We start from the raw sequence: 20021 nt of genomic DNA, 5'->3' as shown, positions 1-20021 counted from the left end.
AGAAGGGCTTCTTTGATGAAGCGGGTGAGGAGCTCTCAGAACGGAGTAGCAAAATGCCCAAGATGAAGACGAAGTCCTCTGCCAAGAAGCGGTTCAAGATCACCGCCACCGGCAAGGTCAAGGCGGCTGCCGCTGGCAAGCGCCATGGCATGATCAAGCGCACGAACAAGTTCATTCGCGATGCACGCGGCACCATGGTTCTGGCAGAACCCGATGGCCGCAAGGTTGTGAAGAACTATCTGCCGAACGGTCTCTGAGACTATTCCGGTAACGCGTTAGATTAAGGAGATCATGAAATGGCACGTGTAAAAAGAGGCGTCACCGCCCACGCCAAGCACAAGAAGGTTCTGAAGCAGGCCAAGGGTTTCTACGGCCGCCGCAAGAACACCATCCGTACCGCCAAGGCTGCCGTTGACCGCGCCAAGCAGTACGCATACCGCGACCGCAAGGTTAACAAGCGCAACTTCCGCGCCCTCTGGATCCAGCGTATCAACGCTGCCGTCCGCGAATTCGGCCTGACCTACGGCCGCTTCATCGACGGCCTGAACAAGGCTGGCATCGAAGTCGACCGCAAGGTTCTCTCCGACATGGCAATCCATGAGCCGGAAGCATTCGGTGCCCTGGTTGCTGCCGCCAAGAAGGCCCTTGAGTACCTCAAGGAAACCGGCACGGCTAACGAGTTTGAAGGCGCGGTTCGTTAACCAGCGCTTCCCAAGCTTGACGCTTTTTTGAATTTTGGGAAACCCGCGCTGGTTTGGGCTAGCGCGGGTTTTTCTTTCTTTGTACTGCTTGCGCGGCCTTGCCGCGCCCGCCTTTCGAACGCCGCCTGATCTGGACGGAAAGAAGACAATGTCAGATATCGACCAGCTTAAATCCTCTCTGCTTGCCGAAATTGCCGCCGCCAATGACGAGCCTGCGCTCGAAACCGTTCGTGTTTCCGCGCTCGGCAAGAAGGGCTCGATTTCTGAGCTGCTGAAGACGCTCGGCGCCATGACGCCGGAAGAGCGACAGACCCGCGGCGCAGCAATCAATGCACTGAAGAACGAAGTAACCGACGCCCTTGCCGACCGCAAATCGGTGCTGAAGGAAGCTGCGATCAACGCCCGCCTGAAGGCTGAAACGGTCGACGTCAGTCTGCCGGTCCGTTCCTCACCGGCCGAGCGCGGCCGCATCCATCCGATCAGCCAGATTGTCGACGAAATCACCGCAATCTTCGGTGACATGGGTTTCTCGATTGCCGAAGGCCCCGATATCGAGACCGACTATTACAATTTCACGGCTCTGAACTTCCCCGAGGGACATCCGGCCCGCGAGATGCACGACACCTTCTTCTTCAATCCGGATGAGAAGGGCGAGCGCAAGGTTCTGCGCACGCATACCTCGCCGGTGCAGGTTCGCACGATGGAATCGCAGAAGCCGCCGATCCGCATCATCATCCCCGGCAAGACCTACCGCCAGGATTCCGATGCCACGCATTCGCCGATGTTCCATCAGGTCGAAGGCCTGGTCATCGACAAGAAGGCCAATGTCGGCAATATCCGCTGGGTGCTGGAGGAGTTCTGCAAGACCTTCTTCGAGGTCGACAGCGTGACGATGCGTTTCCGCCCGTCCTTCTTCCCCTTCACCGAGCCCTCCTTCGAGGTCGACATCCAGTGCGACCGCTCTGGTCCGATCGTCAAGTTCGGCGAAGGCACCGACTGGATGGAAATCCTCGGCTGCGGCATGGTCCACCCGAACGTGCTGCGTTACGGCGGGCTCGATCCGGACGAATATCAGGGCTTTGCCTGGGGCATGGGCCTCGACCGTATCGCCATGCTGAAATACGGCATGCCCGACCTGCGCGACTTCTTCAATGCCGATGTCCGCTGGATGAATCACTATGGCTTCCGCCCGCTCGACATGCCGACGCTGTTCGGCGGTCTCAGCGTTTAAGGGAGGATTAGACCTATGAAATTCACGCTTTCCTGGCTGAAGGATCATCTGGAAACGGATGCCACGCTCGATGAGATCTGCATCCGCCTGACTGAGATCGGGCTGGAAGTGGAAGATGTCGACGACAAGGCGGCCTTCAAGCCCTTCGTCATCGCCAAGGTTCTCTCGGCCGAAAAACACCCGCAGGCCGATCGCCTGAAGGTGCTGATGGTCGATATCGGTGAAGGTGCTCCGGTGCAGGTCGTCTGCGGCGCACCGAATGCGCGTGCAGGCCTCGTCGGCGCCTTTGCTGCTCCTGGCACCTATGTTCCCGGCATCGACGTGACGCTGTCGGTCGGCAATATCCGCGGTGTCGAAAGCCGCGGCATGATGTGCTCGGAAAAGGAACTGCAGATCTCCGACAATCACGACGGCATCATCGACCTTCCGGAAGATGCGCCCGTGGGCACGAGCTACGCCGCATATTCGCATCTCGACGATCCGGTCATCGAGATCAACCTGACGCCGAACCGTCCGGACTGCACCTCGATCTATGGCATCGCCCGCGATCTTGCAGCCTCCGGCCTCGGCACGCTGAAGACGCGACCTGCGCCGTCCTTCGCCGTCGAAGGCGAAACGCCGGTCAAGCTGACGCTCGATCTCGATGATCCCAAACTCTGCCCGGGCTTCGGCCTGCGGCTCGTGCGCGGCGTGAAGAATGGTCCGAGCCCGCGCTGGCTGCAGCAGCGGCTGCTCGCCATCGGCCTGCGCCCGATCAATGCGCTCGTCGATATCACCAACTACATGACCTTCGACCAGGGCCGGCCGATGCACGTCTTCGACGCCGCCAAGGTCAAGGGCAACCTGACTGTGCGTCGCGCCAAGGAAGGCGAAACCGTGCTGGCGCTCGACCAGCGCGAATATAAGCTCGGCCCGAACAATGTCGTCATCGCCGACGAGAACGGTATTGAATCGATCGGCGGCATCATGGGTGGCGAACATTCCGGCTGTGATGAAAAAACCGTTGACGTGCTGATCGAATCCGCCCTCTGGGATCCGATGAACATCGCCAAGTCTGGCCGCGCGCTCGGCATCATCACCGATGCGCGCTACCGTTTCGAACGCGGCGTCGATCCGGAATACATGGTTCCCGGCCTCGAACGCACGACGGAACTGGTGCTGGAACTTTGCGGCGGCGCCCCGGCAAAGGCCGAGATCGTCGGCTACAAGGGTTACGAGCCGAAGGTCGTCGACTTCCCCTATTCGGAGGTTAAGCGTTTGACCGGCCTCGAGGTCTCGACGGACGAAAGCAACACGATCCTGACCCGTCTCGGCTTCAAGGTTTCCGGTTCCGGCGAACGCGTCTCCGTGGCGGTTCCCTCCTGGCGTCCTGACGTGGACGGCAAGGCCGATCTCGTCGAAGAGGTCATGCGCATCCACGGCGTCGACAACATCAAGCCAGCGCCGCTCGAAAGTCATGCTGCTGTCAACGGTCGCATCCTGACGGTGCTGCAGATCCGCACCCGCTCCGCCAAGCGCGCGCTCGCCTCGCGCGGCATGCTGGAAGCCGTCACCTGGTCTTTTATTCCGGAGGATCAGGCAAAGCTCTTCGGCGGTGGTTCTCCGGCCCTCAAGCTTGCCAATCCGATCGCAGCCGAAATGTCGGACATGCGCCCCTCGCTGCTGCCGGGTCTGCTGACGGCCGCCCAGCGCAATGCCGATAAGGGCTATGGCGATGTGGCGATCTTCGAGGTCTCTGGCACCTACGAAAACGACACGCCGGAAGGCCAGCGGCGCGTCGCCGGCGGCATCCGCCGTGGCACGGCATCGCTTTCCGGCGCCGGCCGCATGTGGTCGAATGCGGCAAAGGGCGGCGGCCAGCCGGTCGATGTCTTCGATGCCAAGGCCGATGCGCTTGCCGTTATCGAAGCCTGCGGCCTGCCGACGGGCAATATCCAGATCGAGCGGGGTGGTCCGGAATGGTATCACCCCGGCCGTTCCGGCACGATCAAGATGGGTCCGAAGGTGATCCTCGGCTATTTCGGCGAATTCCATCCGACCACGCTTGAAAAGCTTGATGTGTCCGGTGCTCTCTGCGGCTTCGAAGTCTATCTCGATGCCATGGCCGAGCCGAAGAAGAAGGCGACCCGCACCAAGCCGGCGCTCGAACTTTCGCCCTTCCAGGCGGTCAAGCGCGACTTCGCATTCGTCGTCGACAAGACGGTGGAAGCCGGCGCCATCATCAAGGCGGCCACCGGCGTCGATCGCAAGCTTATCACTGGCGTCAACGTCTTCGATATTTTCGAAGGTGCCTCGGTTGGCGAGGGTAAGAAATCTGTTGCGATCGAGGTCCAGATCCAGCCGGCCGACCGCACGCTGACCGACGAGGATTTTGAAGCGCTGACGCAGAAGATCGTCGCCAGCGTCGCCAAGTTCACCGGCGGCGTCCTGAGAAGCTGATCCGGCTAACAGAAAGTTTGAGAAGACCGGCGGCGCAAGCTGCCGGTCTTTTATATGTGAAGATGATAGAGCTTGCTGACGATCGTCCAGCGTCCGTCGATCTTCAACAGTGACAGATAGTCGGTGAAGCGCATGCCGGCAAAATCGTCGGTCACTTTCACAGTCGCAGCATCGCCGGAAATATCGATGCTGCCGATGTCCATATAAGGCTGAGTTCCGGGTGGTGCGGCCCCTTCCTCAAGGATTGCCGCGATGAATTCATCGCGCGAGAGCCATTCCACCGCATTGTGATAGTGCCCGATGATCGAGCTCTTCGGGTGAAAGGCTTTCTTCAGGGCTGCTTCATTGGCGAAGGCCATGCCCTCGACATAGAGATGAACCGTCGCTTCGATTGCCTGCCTGTCGGCCATATCGACACCTCGCCTCACATTCTGAAGGAAATGATAGCGGGGTCGTCGGCGAAGGCAAGGCTGGGAGAAGGAGAGCGGCCGGCGCCGGCCGCTCTCCTTGCCGGTATGAGGACAAGTATCAGGCTGCGCGAGACGCTTTCTGGTTCGCGGCAGTCGTTGCAAGCTTCGTCAGAAGCTGGTCGGTCTTGCCTTCTTCCTGCAGCGTCTGATCGAGAAGCGTGACGGCTTCCTTGAAGCCCAGCGTCTGCGCCCAGGTCTTCAGTGTCCCGTAGCGAGCGATTTCATAATGCTCGACGGCCTGAGCCGAGGAGATCAGGCCTGCATCAATCGCGGCAGTACCTTTGAAATCCTCGATGATTTCCTCGCCTTCGGCAATGATGCCCTGGATCGCCTCACAGGTCTTGCCCTGGGCGCGCTTGCCGATGATTTCGAAGACCTGCTGCAGCCGCTCGACATGACCTTCGGTTTCTTCGCGATGCTTCTCGAAACCCGCCTTCAGTTCCTGGGACTGGGCAGCGCGCGCCATCTTCGGCAGGGCGCGCAATATCTGCCGTTCGGCGAAATAGATGTCCTTGAGCGTATCGTAAAACAGATCTTCCAGTGTCTTTTCCTTGGCCATTGTTCCGTTCCTTCGTTGGGGGATTCGCGCCCTTTCGGCGACACTCTTAGAAGCGAATACCGCGCTAATTGTTCCCGGCGCATTTCGGGTGGAACGGCTCCATTTTCCGGGCAATGATGTCTGGAGCAATCGGAGAGGATCGCACATGAAGAAACCGGGATCGATGAAGGGGCTCGAGGATCTCGGCCGGGTGCGCCTGTCGAAGAATTTCTTCTTCCGCGATTTCCTCCACTCAGAGATCGCCGATTTCTATCGTATCCCGAACATCCCCGACGATCCCGATCTTGCCGTCGAGACGGGCCGGCGTCTCTGCGAGGAATTGCTGGAGCCTCTGGAAGCGACGTTCGGGCGCCTTCACGTCCGCTCCGGCTACCGCTCGCCTGCGGTCAATCGCTTCGGCAATGAGAACAACCTGAACTGCTCGACCAATGCCGCCACCGCCGCCCATCATATCTGGGACATGCGCGACTTCGACGGCTGCATGGGAGCGGCCGCCTGCATCGCCGTTCCCTGGGTGGTCGATCGTTATAGTGACGAAAGCGATTGGCAGAGGCTCGCCTGGTGGATCCATGACCACCTACCTTATGCCTCGCTCTGCTTCTTCCCGAAACTATGGGCCTTCAACATCCAGTGGCATGAGCGGCCGAAGCGGGTGATCCAGAGCTATGTGCGCCCGCGCGGCATCCTGACCAAGCCGGGCATGGCCAATTGGGAAGGTGATCATTCCGAATGGTATGAGGGCTTTCCGCAACTCAAAAATTGATGCGGTAGCGGATGTGGCCGTCACTCTTGACGTATGTATCATAGAGCGCGCGGGCCGTCTTGTTCTGCTCGCTCGTATGCCAGTAGAGCCGCGACCAGCCGTTCTTCTTGCAGAGGGCTACGAGGTCGTCCATCAACGCCCGGCCGACACCCTTGCCGCGCACATTTTCTGATACGAACAGGTCTTCGAGATAGCAGTCCCTACCGCGGATCCATGTGCCTTCATGCGTCAGGCAGAGTGTAAAGCCCACGACTTCGTCGTCGAGTTCCGCCACTCGCATGAAGATTGCCGACGCCGGATCGAAGACCCGGCGCCAGGTGGAATCGGTAATATCGGCATCGACGGTGACCTCGTAGAAAGCGAGATAGTCCGCCCAGAGAGCACGCCAGCGCGTCTCGTCTTCGGGTCTCGCATCGCGGATTGTCACGGTCACGTCATCACCTCGTTTTAGGCACCGGCCTCGTCGAGCAGCGCCATTGCCTCGTCGGAGAGCTTGAGCGTGGCCGATTTCACCAGGCTTTCAAGCTGCGAAAGGCTCGTAGCACTGGCGATCGGCGCCGTCACGCCCTTCTTGCGCAAGAGCCAGGCGAGAGAGATTTCCGCCGGCATGGCGCCCGTCTCGGCCGAGACCGTGTCGAGTGCTGCGAGAATGCGCGTGCCCTTGTCATTGAGATACTGGGAAACGCGGCCTTCGCGGGCCCGGCCCTCCGTATCCGCCTTGCTGCGGTATTTGCCCGACAGGAAGCCGGCTGCGAGGCTGAAATAGGTGATGACGCCGATATCCTCCTTCACGCAGAGATCGGCAACCGGGCCTTCAAAGCTCGAACGCTCATAGAGGTTATATTCCGGCTGCAGCGCCTGATAGCGCGGCAGGCCTGCCTTGTCGGCGGCATCGAAGGAGGCCTGCAGCAGGCTCGCATCATAGTTCGAGCAGCCCACGGAGCGGATCTTGCCCTGTTCGAGCAGCTTGGCATAGGCGCCAAGCGATTCCTCATGCGGCGTATCGGCATCCGGCCAGTGCGACAGATAGAGGTCGATATAGTCAGTCTGCAGCCGGCGCAGCGAGTCCTCAACTGCCTTCAGAATATAGTTGGCCTTCAGCGTCTTGCCCTGACCCATGTCGGAGCCGACCTTGGTGATGATCACGGCCCTGTCGCGGGAGACCTTTCCCTTTTTCAGCCACTTGCCGATGATCTCTTCAGAGTCGCCGCCCTTATTGCCCGGCACCCAGGCGGAATAGACGTCGGCGGTGTCGATCGTGTTGAGACCCGCATCGAAGAAGCCGTCCAGAATATCGAAGGACGTTTTCTCGTCGGCCGTCCAGCCGAAGACATTGCCGCCGAAGACGATCGGCGAGATCGAAAGACCTGTTTTTCCAAGCCGGCGCATTTCCATGGCGCTCTCCCAAAATGCTGAAGTGATTGAAATCTGAAACGGCAGAACGCCGTCCATCGGTAACCTAGCGCGGAGTGTCCTGGAAGGAAACCAAACTTCCGTGATCGGCCGTCGCGCCATTGCGCCGCAAGAGAGGGCTGAATAAGGTGCGCCCGATGGATTTCAGGAGGACCTTTCATGTTGCGTTTCGGTATACTTTCAACGGCCAAGATCGGCCGGGACAATGTCGTTCCCGCCATTCAGGACGCGGAAAACTGCGTTATTACCGCCATTGCCAGCCGTGATTTTGCGCGCGCCCGTGACATGGCGGACCGCTTCTCCGTGCCGCATGCCTTCGGCTCCTACGAGGAAATGCTGGCGTCCGACGTGATCGATGCCGTCTATATTCCGCTGCCGACCTCCCAGCATATCGAATGGTCGATCAAGGCTGCGGATGCCGGCAAGCACGTGCTCTGCGAAAAGCCGATTGCGCTCAAGGCCTCCGAGATCGACGATCTCATCGCCGCCCGCAACCGCAACAAGGTCATCATCAGCGAAGCCTTCATGGTCGCCTATTCGCCGGTCTGGCGGAAGGTCCGTTCCTTGTTGCAAGATGGTGCGATCGGCGAACTTCGGCATGTGCAGGGCGCCTTCACCTATTACAACCGCGACCCCGGCAACATGCGCAACATCCCGGCGCTTGGTGGCGGCGGCCTGCCTGACATCGGCGTCTATCCCGTCATCAGCACCCGCTTCTCCACCGGCAAAGAGCCGTCCTGGATCCAGGCGATCACCGAGCGCGATGCCGAGTTCGGCACCGATATCTATTCCAGCGTGAAGGCCGATTTCGGCGATTTCGAGCTGAGCTTCTATATTTCCACCCAGATGGCCGGCCGCCAGATCATGGTCTTCCACGGCACCGACGGCTATATCGAGGTCAAGTCGCCCTTCAACGCCAATCGCTGGGGCCCTGAGGAGATCGAAGTGACCAATCGTGGTCATAACGAATCCCAGATCATCCGCTTCCAGGACAGCCGCCAGTACAGGTGCCAGGCGGAAGCTTTTGCCCGCGCTGCTGCAGGCGAAAAGGAAGAGATCGTTACCCTGGAAGATTCCAAGCTCAACCAGAAGGTCATCGACGCCATCTACCGCGCCAGCGAGCAGGATGGTTGGGAAGCCGTTTAATTTTTCTCGGCTTTGCCGCGGAAGACGAAGCGGGAATAGCCGAAGAAGCTGAAGAACATCGACGCTGCGGTCGCGAGCACCATCGCGACAAGCGGCTGCAGCGCCGGTAGTGACAGAAGCAGCGCCGAATAGAGCCCATAATTGACGAGGGCGGCCGTCACGCCGACCGAGCCATAGCGGAAGCCTTCTGCGGCCAGCGACCGGCCTGACCGGTCGAACGTGAAAGTCCGGTTGAATGCCCATGTCGTCGCCATCGCGAGCGCAATGGCAATCAGCCGGGCAATGAAGGGACCGAGCGGCGTCAGGTACAGAAGCAGCGCAAGCACGCTCGCATCGACGATGAAGCCCAGTCCACCGGCGATCGCGAAGCGAATGAGCTTCTTCATGCCGCGTCCGCCTTTTTGCCATCAAGCATTATGGGCAAGGTCTTATCCTTTGCTGAGACCGGCGCCGCCAGGCTCATATAATGGATGCGCAACTGCTCGGCCCGCGCCCGTGCAACGGAATCGAGGATCACACCGGCAGTAAACAGCATGATGGAGATCATCGCCAGTGCCGTCGAAAGCACCCAGGTCGGCATGCGGCTGACGAGGCCGGTCGCAAAGTATTCCGCCAACACCGGCCCCATGAAGCCGAGACTTGCCAGCATGAAGAGGGCGCTGATCGTGCCGAAGAAAGCGAAGGGCCGCGTTTCTTTCATCAGCATGGCAAACATCCAGAGGATCTTGCCGCCGTCACGGAAGGTCGAGAGCTTCGAATGCGAGCCTTCCGGGCGCCTGCCGTAATGCAGTTCCAGTTCACTGACAGGCAATTTCAGCCGCGACGCATGCACCGACATTTCCGTCTCGATCTCGAAGCCGCCGGAAACCGCGGGGAAGCTCTTGACGAAACGGCGTGAAAAGGCCCGGTAACCCGACAAGATATCGGTGAAGTCAGGCCCGAAGATCGCGCGATAGAGGATGTTGAACAGCCGGTTGCCGAGGGCATGTCCCTGCCGGCCGGCATCGTCATGCACGCCGCGCCGCGTGCCGACCACCATATCAGCCCGTTCCGTCAGCAGCGTCCGCACCAGCTCTTCGGCATCCTCAGGCGCATAGGTCCCGTCGCCGTCGGCGATGATGTAGATGTCGGCATCGATATCGGCGAACATCCGCCGCACCACATGGCCCTTGCCCTGGCGCCGCTCGCGCACGACATGCGCGCCGGCGAGCATGGCATGCAGCGCCGTGCCATCGGTGGAGTTATTGTCGTAGACATGGATATGCGCATCGGGCAGTGCCGCCTGGAAACCCCTGACGACAGCCCCGATCGTCGCCGCTTCGTTGTAGCAGGGAAGCAGAACGGCAATATCAGGACTTTCGCTGAGCGATCGCGCCATTGGGTTACACTCGTTACAAAGAAACCGCGGCGAATTTACGCCATGCAGCGTTAACAAGCCCCTATAAGAAACGAAAGCTGTCACGTCCTGTGGTTTACACTTTCTTGATAAGCCAAGGCTAAGGTTTGCCCATCACGCAACGACCTGGCTATCATGATGAACGCAGTGCAGCCGATCGCCAAGGCGCAATCCGCATCAGCCAGGACTGGATTCGTCGGCAGTATCCGGCAGATGCTGACGCGTCTCCTGCCATCCGCTCTCATCTACACCGTTATCCTGATCGGCATTATCACCGTCATGAAATATGCCGGAGGTCCGGTCGATTATGTCGGCCCCGATAATGACGACGGCATGCGCTTGGTGGAGGTCAGGGATTTCCTGAACGGGCAGGGCTGGTTCGATCTGATGCAGTATCGGCTCGGCCTCGGCGAAGGCACGCTCATGCACTGGTCGCGGCTGATCGACCTGCCGATCGCTGCGCTCATCCGCTTCTTCGGCCTCTTCCTCGGCCATGATGCTGCGGAAGCTGCCGCACTCGTGGTCTGGCCCCTGTCGCTCGTTTTTCCTGCCATGCTTGCTATGGGCCTTGCCGGCCGGCGTGTCGGCGGCCTTGCCGGCATGCACCTGTCTTTCTGCTTTGCCGGCATGGCGATCTATACCGGCAATCGTTTTGCGCCCGGCGCCATTGATCATCACAATGCCCAGCTCGCGCTTGTCGCGACCATGGTGGCGATGCTCTTCGATGAAAAACAGCGCGCGTGGAACTATGCCGTCGCTGGCGTGTCAGCCGCATTGGCGATCGCGATCGGTGCGGAAACCACGCCCTTCGTTGCCATCTATTGCCTGGTCGTAGCATTTCTCTGGGTCTGGGAAGGCGAGCCTCTCGCCGCCGCCACCAGGGCTTTCGGCCTTAGCCTCGCTGTTGCGATCAGCATCCTCCTCTTTGCGACGGTGCCGCCACAGCGCTATTCGGCGGTGACTTGCGACAATCTCTCGCTCGGCTTCTACAGCCTGGCGACGATTGGCGGCGGCCTGCTGCTCGCCTCCGCGGCCTTTGCCAGCCGTCTTGGCCGCGGCTTGCGTTTCGCCGTGCTTGCGGCGGTCGGCGCCGCCGTTTTCGGTTCGGCTATCGTCATTGCGCCTGAATGCCTGCGCAATCCTTTTGCCGATCTCGATCCTATGCTGGTCGAGCTCTGGCTGCGCAATGTCTCGGAAGCGCAATCCATTCTCGCGCTCAGCCGGACAGATCCCTTTTCCATCGGCGCATTCTATGCGCCTGGCCTGCTCGCGATCGCCGTCTGCATTTTCCGCTCCGTGCAGGGCGATCGCGTGCAGGTCCATCTCGTCCTTCTGGCGCTGTTGAGTGTCAGTTGGGCCGTCGCACTGGTTCAGGTCCGTGGAGCCGTCTTCTCAAACCTCCTGTCTATCCTGCCGCTTGCCTTGCTGATCATTGACGTGCGCCGCATGTCGAACGGCGACAGCGAAAATGCCGCAGCTGCCCTCGTCTATATCGTGACGGTTCTGGCAAGCGTGCCGGCGGTATGGGCCGTCGGCGGCGCACTCGTCGAAATGCAGGTCAACAAGACAAAGAATGCCGACGAGGCAGAGAGGCCTTCATGTTCCTCCCGGCAGGCGCTCGCGCCGCTCGGCGGCCTGCCTGCCGGTCTCGTCTCGGCGCCGTCGGAGATGGGTGTGCCAATCCTGCGCTACACCGCCAACCGTGTTTTGTCGGCGCCCTATCATCGCAACCAGGGCGGCATGCTGACCGAGATTTATATCGGTCTGGCCGAGCCGCAGGAGGCGGAGGCATTTCTGAAGGGAGCGGGCGTCACTGTGCTTGCCTTCTGCCCGGATGATCTGCAGACAAGTGAAATCGCCAGATTGAAGCCCGACGGGCTCTATGCGCAGCTGGGGAAGGGCAATATCCCTGCGTATCTTGACCCGCTGCCGAAAGCTGCGGGCAGCGGCGTCCAGTTCTTCCGTTACCGGCCGGCGTCGGACTGACGTCCTATCTTTCAGGAGTGGACGAGCACAGCCCGCAGGCGATCGGTGGTAAAGAGGCCGCCGAGATAAAGCAGCAGGCCGGCATTGTAACCGATGATCGTGTAGAAAAGCGCCAGGAATGAAACCGCACCGCCGGAGACAATCGCGGCGATGGCAAAGGTTACGGCGATCAGCATGGCGACGATTGCAATGACGCCGGCTGAGCGCATAAGGCCAGCGGTGAGGCCCAGGGTGGTTGCTGTCAGGATGATCATGTCGTCACCTCTTCTTCAGGTCGTTTGCGAGGAGCCTAGGGGCCCTCCGCTAACAAAAGTTTATTGGCCATCCTTAATGAAAGCTGCAATTGCAGCCATGGTTACGGATGCGTTCACCTGACGGCATTTCCTCCGGCTTGCGCCGGGTATGCGTTTCGATACAAGTCAACTCTGTTACAGGCTGAAAAGTTCCGTTACTTTCTCATTTACGTAAACGGAACTCCCCTGCAACAGCAACGACGTAGAACGAAGCAGCATCACGCTGACAATTCGATCGGCGTCTGATCGACTGGTTGTTCGGAAAGAGGGCGAGCCGATACCTATAATGGTTGAGCATAGCGCGATGAAAGGAGCGATCGCTCCCGCGCCTTCCATCGGCGGGGAATACTCACTGTCACCAGCATGCTCATTTTTCGGGTCGGTGTTCGCCACTCCCTACGAACGTGAATGATACTAAGATTTTTTTTGGAGTAGCGATATCCCTATTTCTTGGGTCTCCCACCGATTTTTGAATAAAAATTCGCCCTTCTCCTACCCCGACCTTTCCGTTTGGGGGCGATCAAAATAGAAAGGGGGATGAGCAATGTCTTTGACGGCGATTCGCCTACCAACCTTGCGGAATATTCGGTCTCGGAGCTCTCCGGTTCCATCAAGCGGACCGTCGAGACAGCCTTCGATCAGGTGCGTGTGCGCGGCGAGATTTCGGGTTACCGTGGCCCGCATTCCTCGGGCCACGCTTACTTCTCGCTGAAGGACGACCGCGCGCGCATCGATGCAGTCATCTGGAAAGGCACCTTTTCTCGCCTGAAGTTCCGCCCGGAAGAGGGCATGGAGGTGATCGCGACCGGCAAGGTCACGACCTTCCCCGGCTCATCCAAATACCAGATCGTCATCGAGACGCTGGAGCCTGCCGGTGCCGGCGCATTGATGGCGCTGATCGAGGAGCGCAAGCGTAGGTTGGGCGCCGAGGGCCTTTTCGATCCCTCACGCAAGAAGCGCCTGCCTTTCATGCCTGAGGTAATCGGCGTCGTGACCTCGCCGACGGGCGCCGTCATCCGCGATATCCTGCATCGTATCTCCGATCGTTTCCCCGTCCATGTCATCGTCTGGCCGGTCAAGGTTCAGGGCGAAGGCTCTGGCGAGGAGGTGGCAAACGCTATCAACGGCTTCAACGCCCTGGAGCCTGGCGGCGATGTTCCACGCCCAGATGTGCTGATCGTCGCCCGCGGCGGCGGCAGTCTCGAAGATCTCTGGAGCTTCAACGACGAAATCGTCGTGCGGGCCGCAGCTGATAGCCGGATTCCGTTGATCTCGGCTGTCGGCCACGAGACCGACTGGACGCTGATCGATTACGCCGCCGATGTCCGCGCCCCGACACCGACCGGTGCTGCCGAAATGGCCGTGCCCGTCAAGGCCGAGCTTGAGGCCCAGGGTGCAGGTCTCACTGCCCGCCTGCAGGGCTGCATGAGCCGACAGATGGATCAGCGACGCCAGTCCGTCCGTGCTCTGATGCGCGCCCTGCCGTCGCTCGATCAGCTTCTGGCGCTGCCCCGCCGCCGCTTCGATGAGGCGGCCGCTGGCCTTGGCCGCGGGTTGGAGCTCAACACCATCAACAAGCGCCGCGGTTTCGAACGCGTCGCCTCGCATCTGCGGCCGGATGTGCTGTCCAACCGCATCACAGAGCGTCGTCAGCTTCTGAACGAACGCATGGCCCGGGCCGAACGTACCGTCGAGCGCCTGCTCGACCGCTCGAAGTCCCGCATCGAACGCGCAGAGGCTATCTTCGCCTCGCTTCCGGCTCGGCTGAAGACACAGACCGACCGCGGTCGTGAGCGCCTCGGCAATCTGTCGCGTCATGCCGATACGGCAATCCGTCATCAGCTGACGCGTGCCCGCGCCGAGCTTTCCGCGCAGGACCGCATTCTTCAGTCTCTCTCCTACAAGAACGTGCTGAAGCGCGGCTATGCCGTCATCCGTGATGAGGAAAACAGGCCGGTCTCGCAGGCATCAGTACTCTCTGCCGGCATGGGCATCGCCATTGAGTTCGCCGACGGCCGCGTCGGCGCCATGACGACGGAAGGCGGCGCTGCGCCATCAGGGGCCAGGAAGCGCACGGTCAGGGCCGGCGAGCCACCGAAACAGGGAAGCCTGTTCTAGCAATGCACATTCTGCTGGTTCTCGCCCATCCGCTGCCGGAAAGCTTCGCCGCTTCTGTGGCGCGGACCGCCCGCGAGGCACTCGAAGCCTCGGGCCATACTGTCGATCTTCTGGATCTCTATGCAGAGGATTTTGACCCGCGGCTGTCCAAGGCAGAGCGGGGCGGCTATTTCGATGTGCCTTACGATACGTCCGCCGTCGCCGGTATCGTTGCACGGCTGAAAGCGGCTGACGGTCTCATTCTGGTTTTTCCGCAGTGGTGGTTCAACTTCCCGGCCATATTGAAGGGTTTCATCGATCGCGTCTTTGCGCCGGGTGTCGCCTTCACCCATGATGCTGCCGGCGGCCGTATCGTGCCGCGGCTCACCAATATCAAGCTGCTCTACGCGCTGACGACAACTGGTTCGCCCTGGTGGCTGGTGCATGTCTACATGGGCAATCCCGTCCGTCGCCTGCTGAAGCGCGGCATCGCCAATTTCTGCGCCAAGCGGTTGAAGTTCCGGATGCTGAGCCTGCACGACATGGACCGTGCGACGGATGCCAGGCGCAAGGCGTATCTGGAGCGCGTCCGCAAGGCGCTCGCCGCCGTCTGATTATTCGAAATCCGACAGGAATTTTTTGAGCAGCCGGTCGAGCTCGGCTTTGTCATCGGCCGTCAGGTTGCGCGTCAGCCGTTGCTGGTTTGCGACATGCGCGCCGACCGCTTCTTCCACCGTTGCCAGACCCTTCTCGGTCAGCGCAATCAGCACGCTGCGCCGGTCTTCGGGGTTAAACAGGCGCTCGACGAAGCCGGCCTTCTCCAGCTGATCGATCCGGTTCGTCATCGTGCCGGAACTCACCATCGTCATGCCGAGCAGCTCTCCGGGCGACAGCCGGTAGGGCGCGCCGGAGCGGCGAAGCGTGGCCAGCACATCGAAAGCGGAGGAGGAGAGGCCGTGCTTGAGCAGAACCGCTTCTACTTCGCGGCCGATATGCGTCGTCAGCCGCTTCAGCCGGCCGAAGATCCCCATGGGTTCGACATCCAGCTCCGGCCGCTCGCGCCGCCACTGAGCCAGGATCCTGTCGACGTGATCTGATTTCTCCTTGTCCATGCTGCATCGATATCAGCAGGTATCTTGACGTCAAGATAAAACACGCTATCTTGATTTTATCTTGAAGTAGAGATTCTTGAAATGAAGACAAATACCAGATACGTCGCCGATCTGCTGATGACTGCGATTGCGCCCGCCATCTGGGGCAGCACCTATTTCGTCACCACATCCTTCCTTCCGCAGGGCTACCCGCTGACGGTCGCGATGCTACGGGCGCTGCCGGCAGGGCTGCTTCTGCTGCTGATTGTCCGGAAATTGCCGACCGGCATCTGGTGGGGCCGCGCCTTCATTCTCGGCGCACTGAACTTCTCGTTCTTCTGGGCGATGCTCTTCGTTTCGGCCTATCGCCTGCCGGGCGGCGTGGCCGCAACGGTCGGCGCCGTGCAGCCGCTGATCGTCATTGCGCTCTCGCGTCTCTTTCTCGGCAAGCCGATCCGCTTCATTGCCGTTATTGCCGGCCTGATCGGAATGGTAGGTGTGGCACTTCTGGTGCTGACACCGAAGGCAGCGCTTGATCCCGTTGGTGTTACCGCAGGTCTCGCCGGTGCGGTCTCCATGGCCTTCGGCACGGTGCTGAGCCGGCATTGGCAGCCGCCAGTTTCCAGCCTCACCTTTACGTCCTGGCAATTGACCGCAGGTGGCATTCTGCTCGTGCCCGTGGCCTTTTTCCTGGAACCAGCGCTTCCTGTGCCGACGACAGCCAATATCCTCGGCATTGCCTATCTTGGCCTCATCGGTGCTGCCTTCACCTATCTGCTGTGGTTCCGCGGCCTCTCGCGCATAGAGCCATCGGCCGCAGCGTCGCTCGGCTTCCTGAGCCCCGTTGTCGCCACCCTGCTCGGTTGGCTGGCACTCGGCCAGAGCCTTACACCAACCCAGCTTTCAGGCTTTGCCATGGTGCTGGTCAGCGTCTGGCTCAGCCAGCGCAGCCTGATGCCGAAGGCGGGCGTTGTTACGCCCACTCGCCCTGTCGCATTACCGGCACCCGCGAGCCATCAGGCTTGATACCGTCAATATCGACCTTGTCGGAGCCGATCATCCAGTCGATGTGGATCAGGCTCGAATTGCCACCCTGCGCCTTGATCTGCTCCTGGCTCAGCGAAGCGCCGTCGAGGAAGCACTTCGAATAGCACTGGCCGAGTGCGATATGGCAGGAGGCATTCTCGTCGAACAGTGTGTTGTAGAAGAGGATGCCGCTTGCCGAGATCGGCGAGGAATGCGGCACCAGCGCAACTTCACCGAGCCGGCGCGCGCCTTCATCCGTATCGAGTACCTTGTTCAACACTTCCTCGCCGCGCGAGGCCTTGGCCTCGATGATACGGCCGCCTTCGAAGCGGACCCGGATATTGTCGATCAGCGTGCCCTGATGTGAGAGCGGTTTGGTGCTGGACACGTGGCCTTCCACGCGCAGTGCATGCGGCGTGGTGAAGACTTCCTCGGTCGGGATATTCGGATTGCAGGTAATGCCGTTCTTCGCCGTCGAGGCGCCGCCATGCCATTCATGGCCGTCTGCGAGGCCGACGGTCAGATCCGTGCCTGGCCCGGTGAAATGCAGCGAGGCGAAACGCTCTCCGTTCAGCCAGGACGAGCGCTTGCGCAGATTGGCATTGTGCTCGGACCAGGCGGTAATCGGATCAGGCACGTCGACGCGCGACGCCGCAAAGATCGCCTTGGCGAGTTTGGCAACGGCGATCGCTTCCGGATCGTCGGGGAAGACGACTTTCGCCCAGGAGGGGTTGGGGTAGGAGACGATGTTCCAGTTGATGTCGAAGTTGGAGATCTTCTCCAGCGCCGGCTTATAGGCCGTGGAATTGGCGCGATTGGCGCGGCCGACCTTGCTGGGATCCTGCTCCGAGAGCAACATCGGATTGTCGCCAGCAATGGCGAGGCGGGCGGCACCCTTTTCGTAGGCTTTCGCCATGCCGTCATAAAGCCAGCCGGAAGCCCGATCGAAGCTTTCGTCGCTGCCATACTGATAACGGGCAAGCGTCGTCTCCTCGTCGGAATAGAAGGTCGAAACCAAGCCAGCGCCCGAGAGATAGGCGTGTTTGGTGATCAATCGCACCAGCGGCAGCGCCACGACGGGTGCGGTAATGACGAGATCCTGCCCTTGCTGAAGCTGCAGGCCCACCTTGATGGCGACTTCCGCAAGTTTCTCGAGTTTGCCGGGATCGACGGAGCTGTGGCTCTGGGGCATAAACGTCATGGGTCAACCTGCCTTCTGATATCTGCGACGGGAGGTGAAAGACTTAGACCCCTTTACGGCGAAAATGAAGCGCGCCGAATCCGATTTGAAAGCGGCCGGATGCATGTCCGGCCGCTTGTGCGTGCGCGTCAAGCAGCGGCGGGCAGCCTGAGCAGGATCGAGTCATGCTTCTCGAGGAATTCCATCAGGCGCTGCGGATAGTCTTCGCCAACGGCGCCCCGGACACTTGCCCGCTCGGACAGCGCCTTGCGCCAGCGCTTGACCCGCTCGAGCCCGTCAAAGATGGGGCTGTCGCCGAGCGTATCGAACAGATCGAAGTACCGAAAGATCGGCCCAAAGACCGCGTCGACGAGGCCGAAGTTAGCCCCGGCGAAATAGGGTCCGTCCGCCAGCGCGCCCTCGAGCGTCGCGAATTTGGCGACAAGCGCCTTGTGCTTGGCCTCCAGTTGCGCAGCATCCTGCGCCGTCTCATAGCCCCAGAGATCGGAAAGTACGGAAGAGCCGAATTCCATCCATCCGCGATGGCGGGCGCGGGTCAGCGCGTCGGTGGGATGCAGGGCAGCACCCGCCTGCGTTTCCTCCAGATATTCGCAGATGACGCTGCTTTCGAACAACACCTCTTCGCGGCCATCGTCCTCTTGTATCCGGAGCAGTGGCACCTTGCCGAGGGGTGAGATTTTCAGGAACCAATCCGGCTTGTCGGCAAGATCGATGTTGATGCGCTCGAATGGCACGCCCTTTTCGAGGAGCGTGATCGCGGCGCGCTGCACGTAGGGGCAGAGGTGATGACTGATGAGGGTGAGCCTGCTCATGAAAGTCTCCTGGTGGTTTGCAAAGGATCGGTCGGTTAATATGCATGTAAATGCATCTAATATCGCTTGCGATGAGATTCAAGATAGATGTAATTGCATTTATGTCTGCGAATATGAAGAAGCCGAGCGAAGCCGTCGTCTCAGCCTGGACGCGCCTCATGCGCGCCCGCGAGCGGCTGCTTGGCGTGATCGAAGCCGATCTTAAGGCGGCCGGCATGCCGCCGCTTGCCTGGTACGATGTGCTTTGGGAATTGGCACGCTCGCAATCAGGAAAGCTGCGCCCCTATGAGATCGAGGAGCGGACATTGTTGGCGCAGTATAATCTTTCCCGCCTGATCGACCGGCTGGAAAGAGAGGGCCTAGTCGGTCGCGAGGTCTTCGCACAGGATGGGCGCGGCCGCTGGGTGGTGATCACTGATGCCGGCCGGCAGCTTCGGGAGCGCATGTGGACCGTCTATGGCAAAGCGATCGAAACTCATATCGGCTGCAAGCTTGCCGAAGGCGAGGCGAAGACGATTGCCGTCTTGCTGGACCGCTTCCTCTGATCAGGCGATCAGCGGTGCGGCGGCGGCCTTCAGTGCCGTCAACGCCTCCGTCGGATCGAGCCGTACCTGCAGCCCGCGTTGCCCGCCATTGATATAGACGAGCGGTTCGGCAAGGGCGGCTTCCTCGATCGCCGTTGGTACGATCTTCTTCTGCCCGAAAGGGCTGATGCCGCCGACATGATATCCCGTCAGCCGCTCGGCGTCGGCCGGCTTCATCATATTGGCCGATTTGCCATGGAAGGCACTGGCGAGCTTCTTCATGCTGACCTCGCGGTCGGAGGGCACGACCACACAGACCGGCTTTCCGTCCACCTCAGCCATCAGCGTCTTCAACACGCGGTGCGGCTCCTCGCCCAGCGCTTCGGCCGCCTGCAGCCCGACGCGCTCGGCGTTTGGATCATAGTCATAGGCATGAACCGTAAAGGTGACGCCAGCCTGCGTGAGAAACTGGGTGGCGCGGGTGGTCTTGGACATGGCTCAGCCCTCGAATGTCCGCGCGTAAATCTCTGGCTTGAAGCCGATCAGCAGTTTGTCGCCGGTTTCCAGTACCGGCCGCTTGATCATTGATGGTTGGTCGAGCATCAGGGCGATCGCTTTTTCACGGTCGAGATTTTCGCGCGCGGCGTCCGGCAGCTTGCGGAAGGTCGTGCCGGCGCGGTTCAGCACCGTTTCCCAGCCTGCATCGTCGATCCATCGTTCCAGGTGCGCCCGGTTGATGCCGACGGCCTTGTAATCGTGAAAGTCGTAGGCGACGCCGCGTTCGTCCAGCCAGCTACGGGCCTTCTTCATCGTGTCGCAGTTCTTGATACCGTAGATGGTGATGGCCATGCCGGTTCGATCTCCCTGTTTTCC

The 20021-nt window shown here is 60.5% G+C and carries 23 protein-coding genes; 11 read left to right on the top strand and 12 right to left on the bottom strand.

The window, feature by feature from the left end; genetic code table 11:
* Positions 1-53: 53 nt before the first annotated feature.
* From rpmI to pheT, 4 genes are all read left to right on the top strand, one after another.
* Positions 54-257 carry a 50S ribosomal protein L35 gene (gene rpmI, locus ACR9ZQ_RS24545; RefSeq protein ID WP_004108077.1) on the top strand — a complete coding sequence of 68 codons (204 nt, stop codon included), beginning with the start codon at positions 54-56 and terminating at the stop codon, positions 255-257.
* Between the two features lie 39 nt (positions 258-296).
* Positions 297-701 carry a 50S ribosomal protein L20 gene (gene rplT / locus ACR9ZQ_RS24540; protein ID WP_007813309.1) on the top strand — a complete coding sequence of 135 codons (405 nt, stop codon included), beginning with the start codon at positions 297-299 and terminating at the stop codon, positions 699-701.
* Positions 702-849: 148 nt separating this feature from the next.
* Positions 850-1932, top strand: coding sequence for a phenylalanine--tRNA ligase subunit alpha (pheS, locus tag ACR9ZQ_RS24535; protein WP_310379650.1), 1083 nt, complete (start codon positions 850-852; stop codon positions 1930-1932).
* A 15-nt stretch (positions 1933-1947) separates the two neighbouring features.
* Positions 1948-4371 carry a phenylalanine--tRNA ligase subunit beta gene (gene pheT, locus ACR9ZQ_RS24530; RefSeq protein WP_481428948.1) on the top strand — a complete coding sequence of 808 codons (2424 nt, stop codon included), beginning with the start codon at positions 1948-1950 and terminating at the stop codon, positions 4369-4371.
* A 50-nt stretch (positions 4372-4421) separates the two neighbouring features.
* Here the strand turns inward: pheT and ACR9ZQ_RS24525 are convergent, their stop codons facing one another.
* Positions 4422-4781 (bottom strand): nuclear transport factor 2 family protein, encoded by a 360-nt coding sequence (locus ACR9ZQ_RS24525; RefSeq protein ID WP_481428947.1) that lies wholly within the window; start codon positions 4779-4781, stop codon positions 4422-4424.
* 118 nt (positions 4782-4899) lie between these two features.
* Positions 4900-5400 carry a YciE/YciF ferroxidase family protein gene (locus ACR9ZQ_RS24520; protein ID WP_113325694.1) on the bottom strand — a complete coding sequence of 167 codons (501 nt, stop codon included), beginning with the start codon at positions 5398-5400 and terminating at the stop codon, positions 4900-4902.
* 145 nt (positions 5401-5545) lie between these two features.
* Between ACR9ZQ_RS24520 and ACR9ZQ_RS24515 the strand changes: the two genes are divergently transcribed.
* A complete protein-coding gene (locus ACR9ZQ_RS24515) occupies positions 5546-6163 on the top strand; it encodes a hypothetical protein (protein WP_310379645.1) in 618 nt (205 codons plus the stop codon).
* Here ACR9ZQ_RS24515 and ACR9ZQ_RS24510 read toward each other — a convergent pair.
* Positions 6153-6596, bottom strand: coding sequence for an N-acetyltransferase family protein (locus ACR9ZQ_RS24510; protein WP_481428946.1), 444 nt, complete (start codon positions 6594-6596; stop codon positions 6153-6155). The genes ACR9ZQ_RS24515 and ACR9ZQ_RS24510 overlap by 11 nt on opposite strands.
* Positions 6597-6610: 14 nt before the next feature.
* A complete protein-coding gene (locus ACR9ZQ_RS24505; RefSeq protein ID WP_481428945.1) occupies positions 6611-7558 on the bottom strand; it encodes an aldo/keto reductase in 948 nt (315 codons plus the stop codon).
* A gap of 177 nt (positions 7559-7735) precedes the next feature.
* Here ACR9ZQ_RS24505 and ACR9ZQ_RS24500 point away from each other — a divergent pair, with 177 nt between their 5' ends.
* Positions 7736-8722, top strand: a complete 987-nt coding sequence (locus ACR9ZQ_RS24500) for a Gfo/Idh/MocA family protein (protein WP_481428944.1) — start codon at positions 7736-7738, stop codon at positions 8720-8722.
* Here the strand turns inward: ACR9ZQ_RS24500 and ACR9ZQ_RS24495 are convergent.
* On the bottom strand, positions 8719-9108 hold the full coding sequence (locus ACR9ZQ_RS24495) for a GtrA family protein (protein WP_481428943.1): 390 nt from the start codon (positions 9106-9108) through the stop codon (positions 8719-8721). The two genes, ACR9ZQ_RS24500 and ACR9ZQ_RS24495, sit on opposite strands and share 4 nt — an antisense overlap.
* Positions 9105-10100, bottom strand: coding sequence for a glycosyltransferase (locus ACR9ZQ_RS24490; RefSeq protein ID WP_481428942.1), 996 nt, complete (start codon positions 10098-10100; stop codon positions 9105-9107). Before ACR9ZQ_RS24490 ends, ACR9ZQ_RS24495 begins: the two co-directional genes overlap by 4 nt.
* A gap of 156 nt (positions 10101-10256) precedes the next feature.
* Between ACR9ZQ_RS24490 and ACR9ZQ_RS24485 the strand changes: the two genes are divergently transcribed.
* Complete coding sequence (locus tag ACR9ZQ_RS24485; RefSeq protein ID WP_481429355.1) at positions 10257-12104, top strand: hypothetical protein; 1848 nt, start codon at positions 10257-10259, stop codon at positions 12102-12104.
* A gap of 11 nt (positions 12105-12115) precedes the next feature.
* On the opposite strand, the gene ACR9ZQ_RS24480 is transcribed toward ACR9ZQ_RS24485, so the two are convergent.
* On the bottom strand, positions 12116-12358 hold the full coding sequence (locus tag ACR9ZQ_RS24480) for a hypothetical protein (RefSeq protein WP_112541918.1): 243 nt from the start codon (positions 12356-12358) through the stop codon (positions 12116-12118).
* 576 nt (positions 12359-12934) lie between these two features.
* On the opposite strand from ACR9ZQ_RS24480, the gene xseA reads away from it, so the two are divergent.
* Positions 12935-14515, top strand: a complete 1581-nt coding sequence (xseA, locus tag ACR9ZQ_RS24475; protein WP_481428941.1) for an exodeoxyribonuclease VII large subunit — start codon at positions 12935-12937, stop codon at positions 14513-14515.
* 2 nt (positions 14516-14517) lie between these two features.
* Complete coding sequence (locus tag ACR9ZQ_RS24470) at positions 14518-15108, top strand: NAD(P)H-dependent oxidoreductase (protein ID WP_481428940.1); 591 nt, start codon at positions 14518-14520, stop codon at positions 15106-15108.
* Here ACR9ZQ_RS24470 and ACR9ZQ_RS24465 read toward each other — a convergent pair whose 3' ends face one another.
* Entirely contained in the window at positions 15109-15606 is a 498-nt protein-coding gene (locus ACR9ZQ_RS24465) for a MarR family winged helix-turn-helix transcriptional regulator (RefSeq protein WP_007813326.1), read from the bottom strand.
* 81 nt (positions 15607-15687) lie between these two features.
* Between ACR9ZQ_RS24465 and ACR9ZQ_RS24460 the strand changes: the two genes are divergently transcribed.
* Entirely contained in the window at positions 15688-16611 is a 924-nt protein-coding gene (locus tag ACR9ZQ_RS24460; RefSeq protein WP_481428939.1) for an EamA family transporter, read from the top strand.
* Here the strand turns inward: ACR9ZQ_RS24460 and ACR9ZQ_RS24455 are convergent.
* Both ACR9ZQ_RS24455 and ACR9ZQ_RS24450 read right to left on the bottom strand, forming a co-directional pair.
* On the bottom strand, positions 16559-17812 hold the full coding sequence (locus tag ACR9ZQ_RS24455) for an aminopeptidase (protein ID WP_481428938.1): 1254 nt from the start codon (positions 17810-17812) through the stop codon (positions 16559-16561). The genes ACR9ZQ_RS24460 and ACR9ZQ_RS24455 overlap by 53 nt on opposite strands.
* A 128-nt stretch (positions 17813-17940) precedes the next feature.
* Positions 17941-18624 (bottom strand): glutathione S-transferase family protein, encoded by a 684-nt coding sequence (locus ACR9ZQ_RS24450; protein ID WP_310379620.1) that lies wholly within the window; start codon positions 18622-18624, stop codon positions 17941-17943.
* Positions 18625-18725: 101 nt separating this feature from the next.
* On the opposite strand from ACR9ZQ_RS24450, the gene ACR9ZQ_RS24445 reads away from it, so the two are divergent.
* On the top strand, positions 18726-19169 hold the full coding sequence (locus ACR9ZQ_RS24445; protein ID WP_310379619.1) for a MarR family winged helix-turn-helix transcriptional regulator: 444 nt from the start codon (positions 18726-18728) through the stop codon (positions 19167-19169).
* Here ACR9ZQ_RS24445 and ybaK read toward each other — a convergent pair whose 3' ends face one another.
* A complete protein-coding gene (gene ybaK / locus ACR9ZQ_RS24440) occupies positions 19170-19643 on the bottom strand; it encodes a Cys-tRNA(Pro) deacylase (RefSeq protein ID WP_310379617.1) in 474 nt (157 codons plus the stop codon).
* A 3-nt stretch (positions 19644-19646) separates the two neighbouring features.
* Positions 19647-19997 carry an ArsC family reductase gene (locus ACR9ZQ_RS24435; RefSeq protein ID WP_481428937.1) on the bottom strand — a complete coding sequence of 117 codons (351 nt, stop codon included), beginning with the start codon at positions 19995-19997 and terminating at the stop codon, positions 19647-19649.
* Between the last annotated feature and the right edge of the window lie 24 nt (positions 19998-20021).

Source organism: Rhizobium sp. KNZ14-9A, assembly GCF_056755015.1.
The sequence above is the reverse complement of the archived record's forward strand: the minus strand, read 5'-3'. Positions and strand labels throughout refer to the sequence as shown.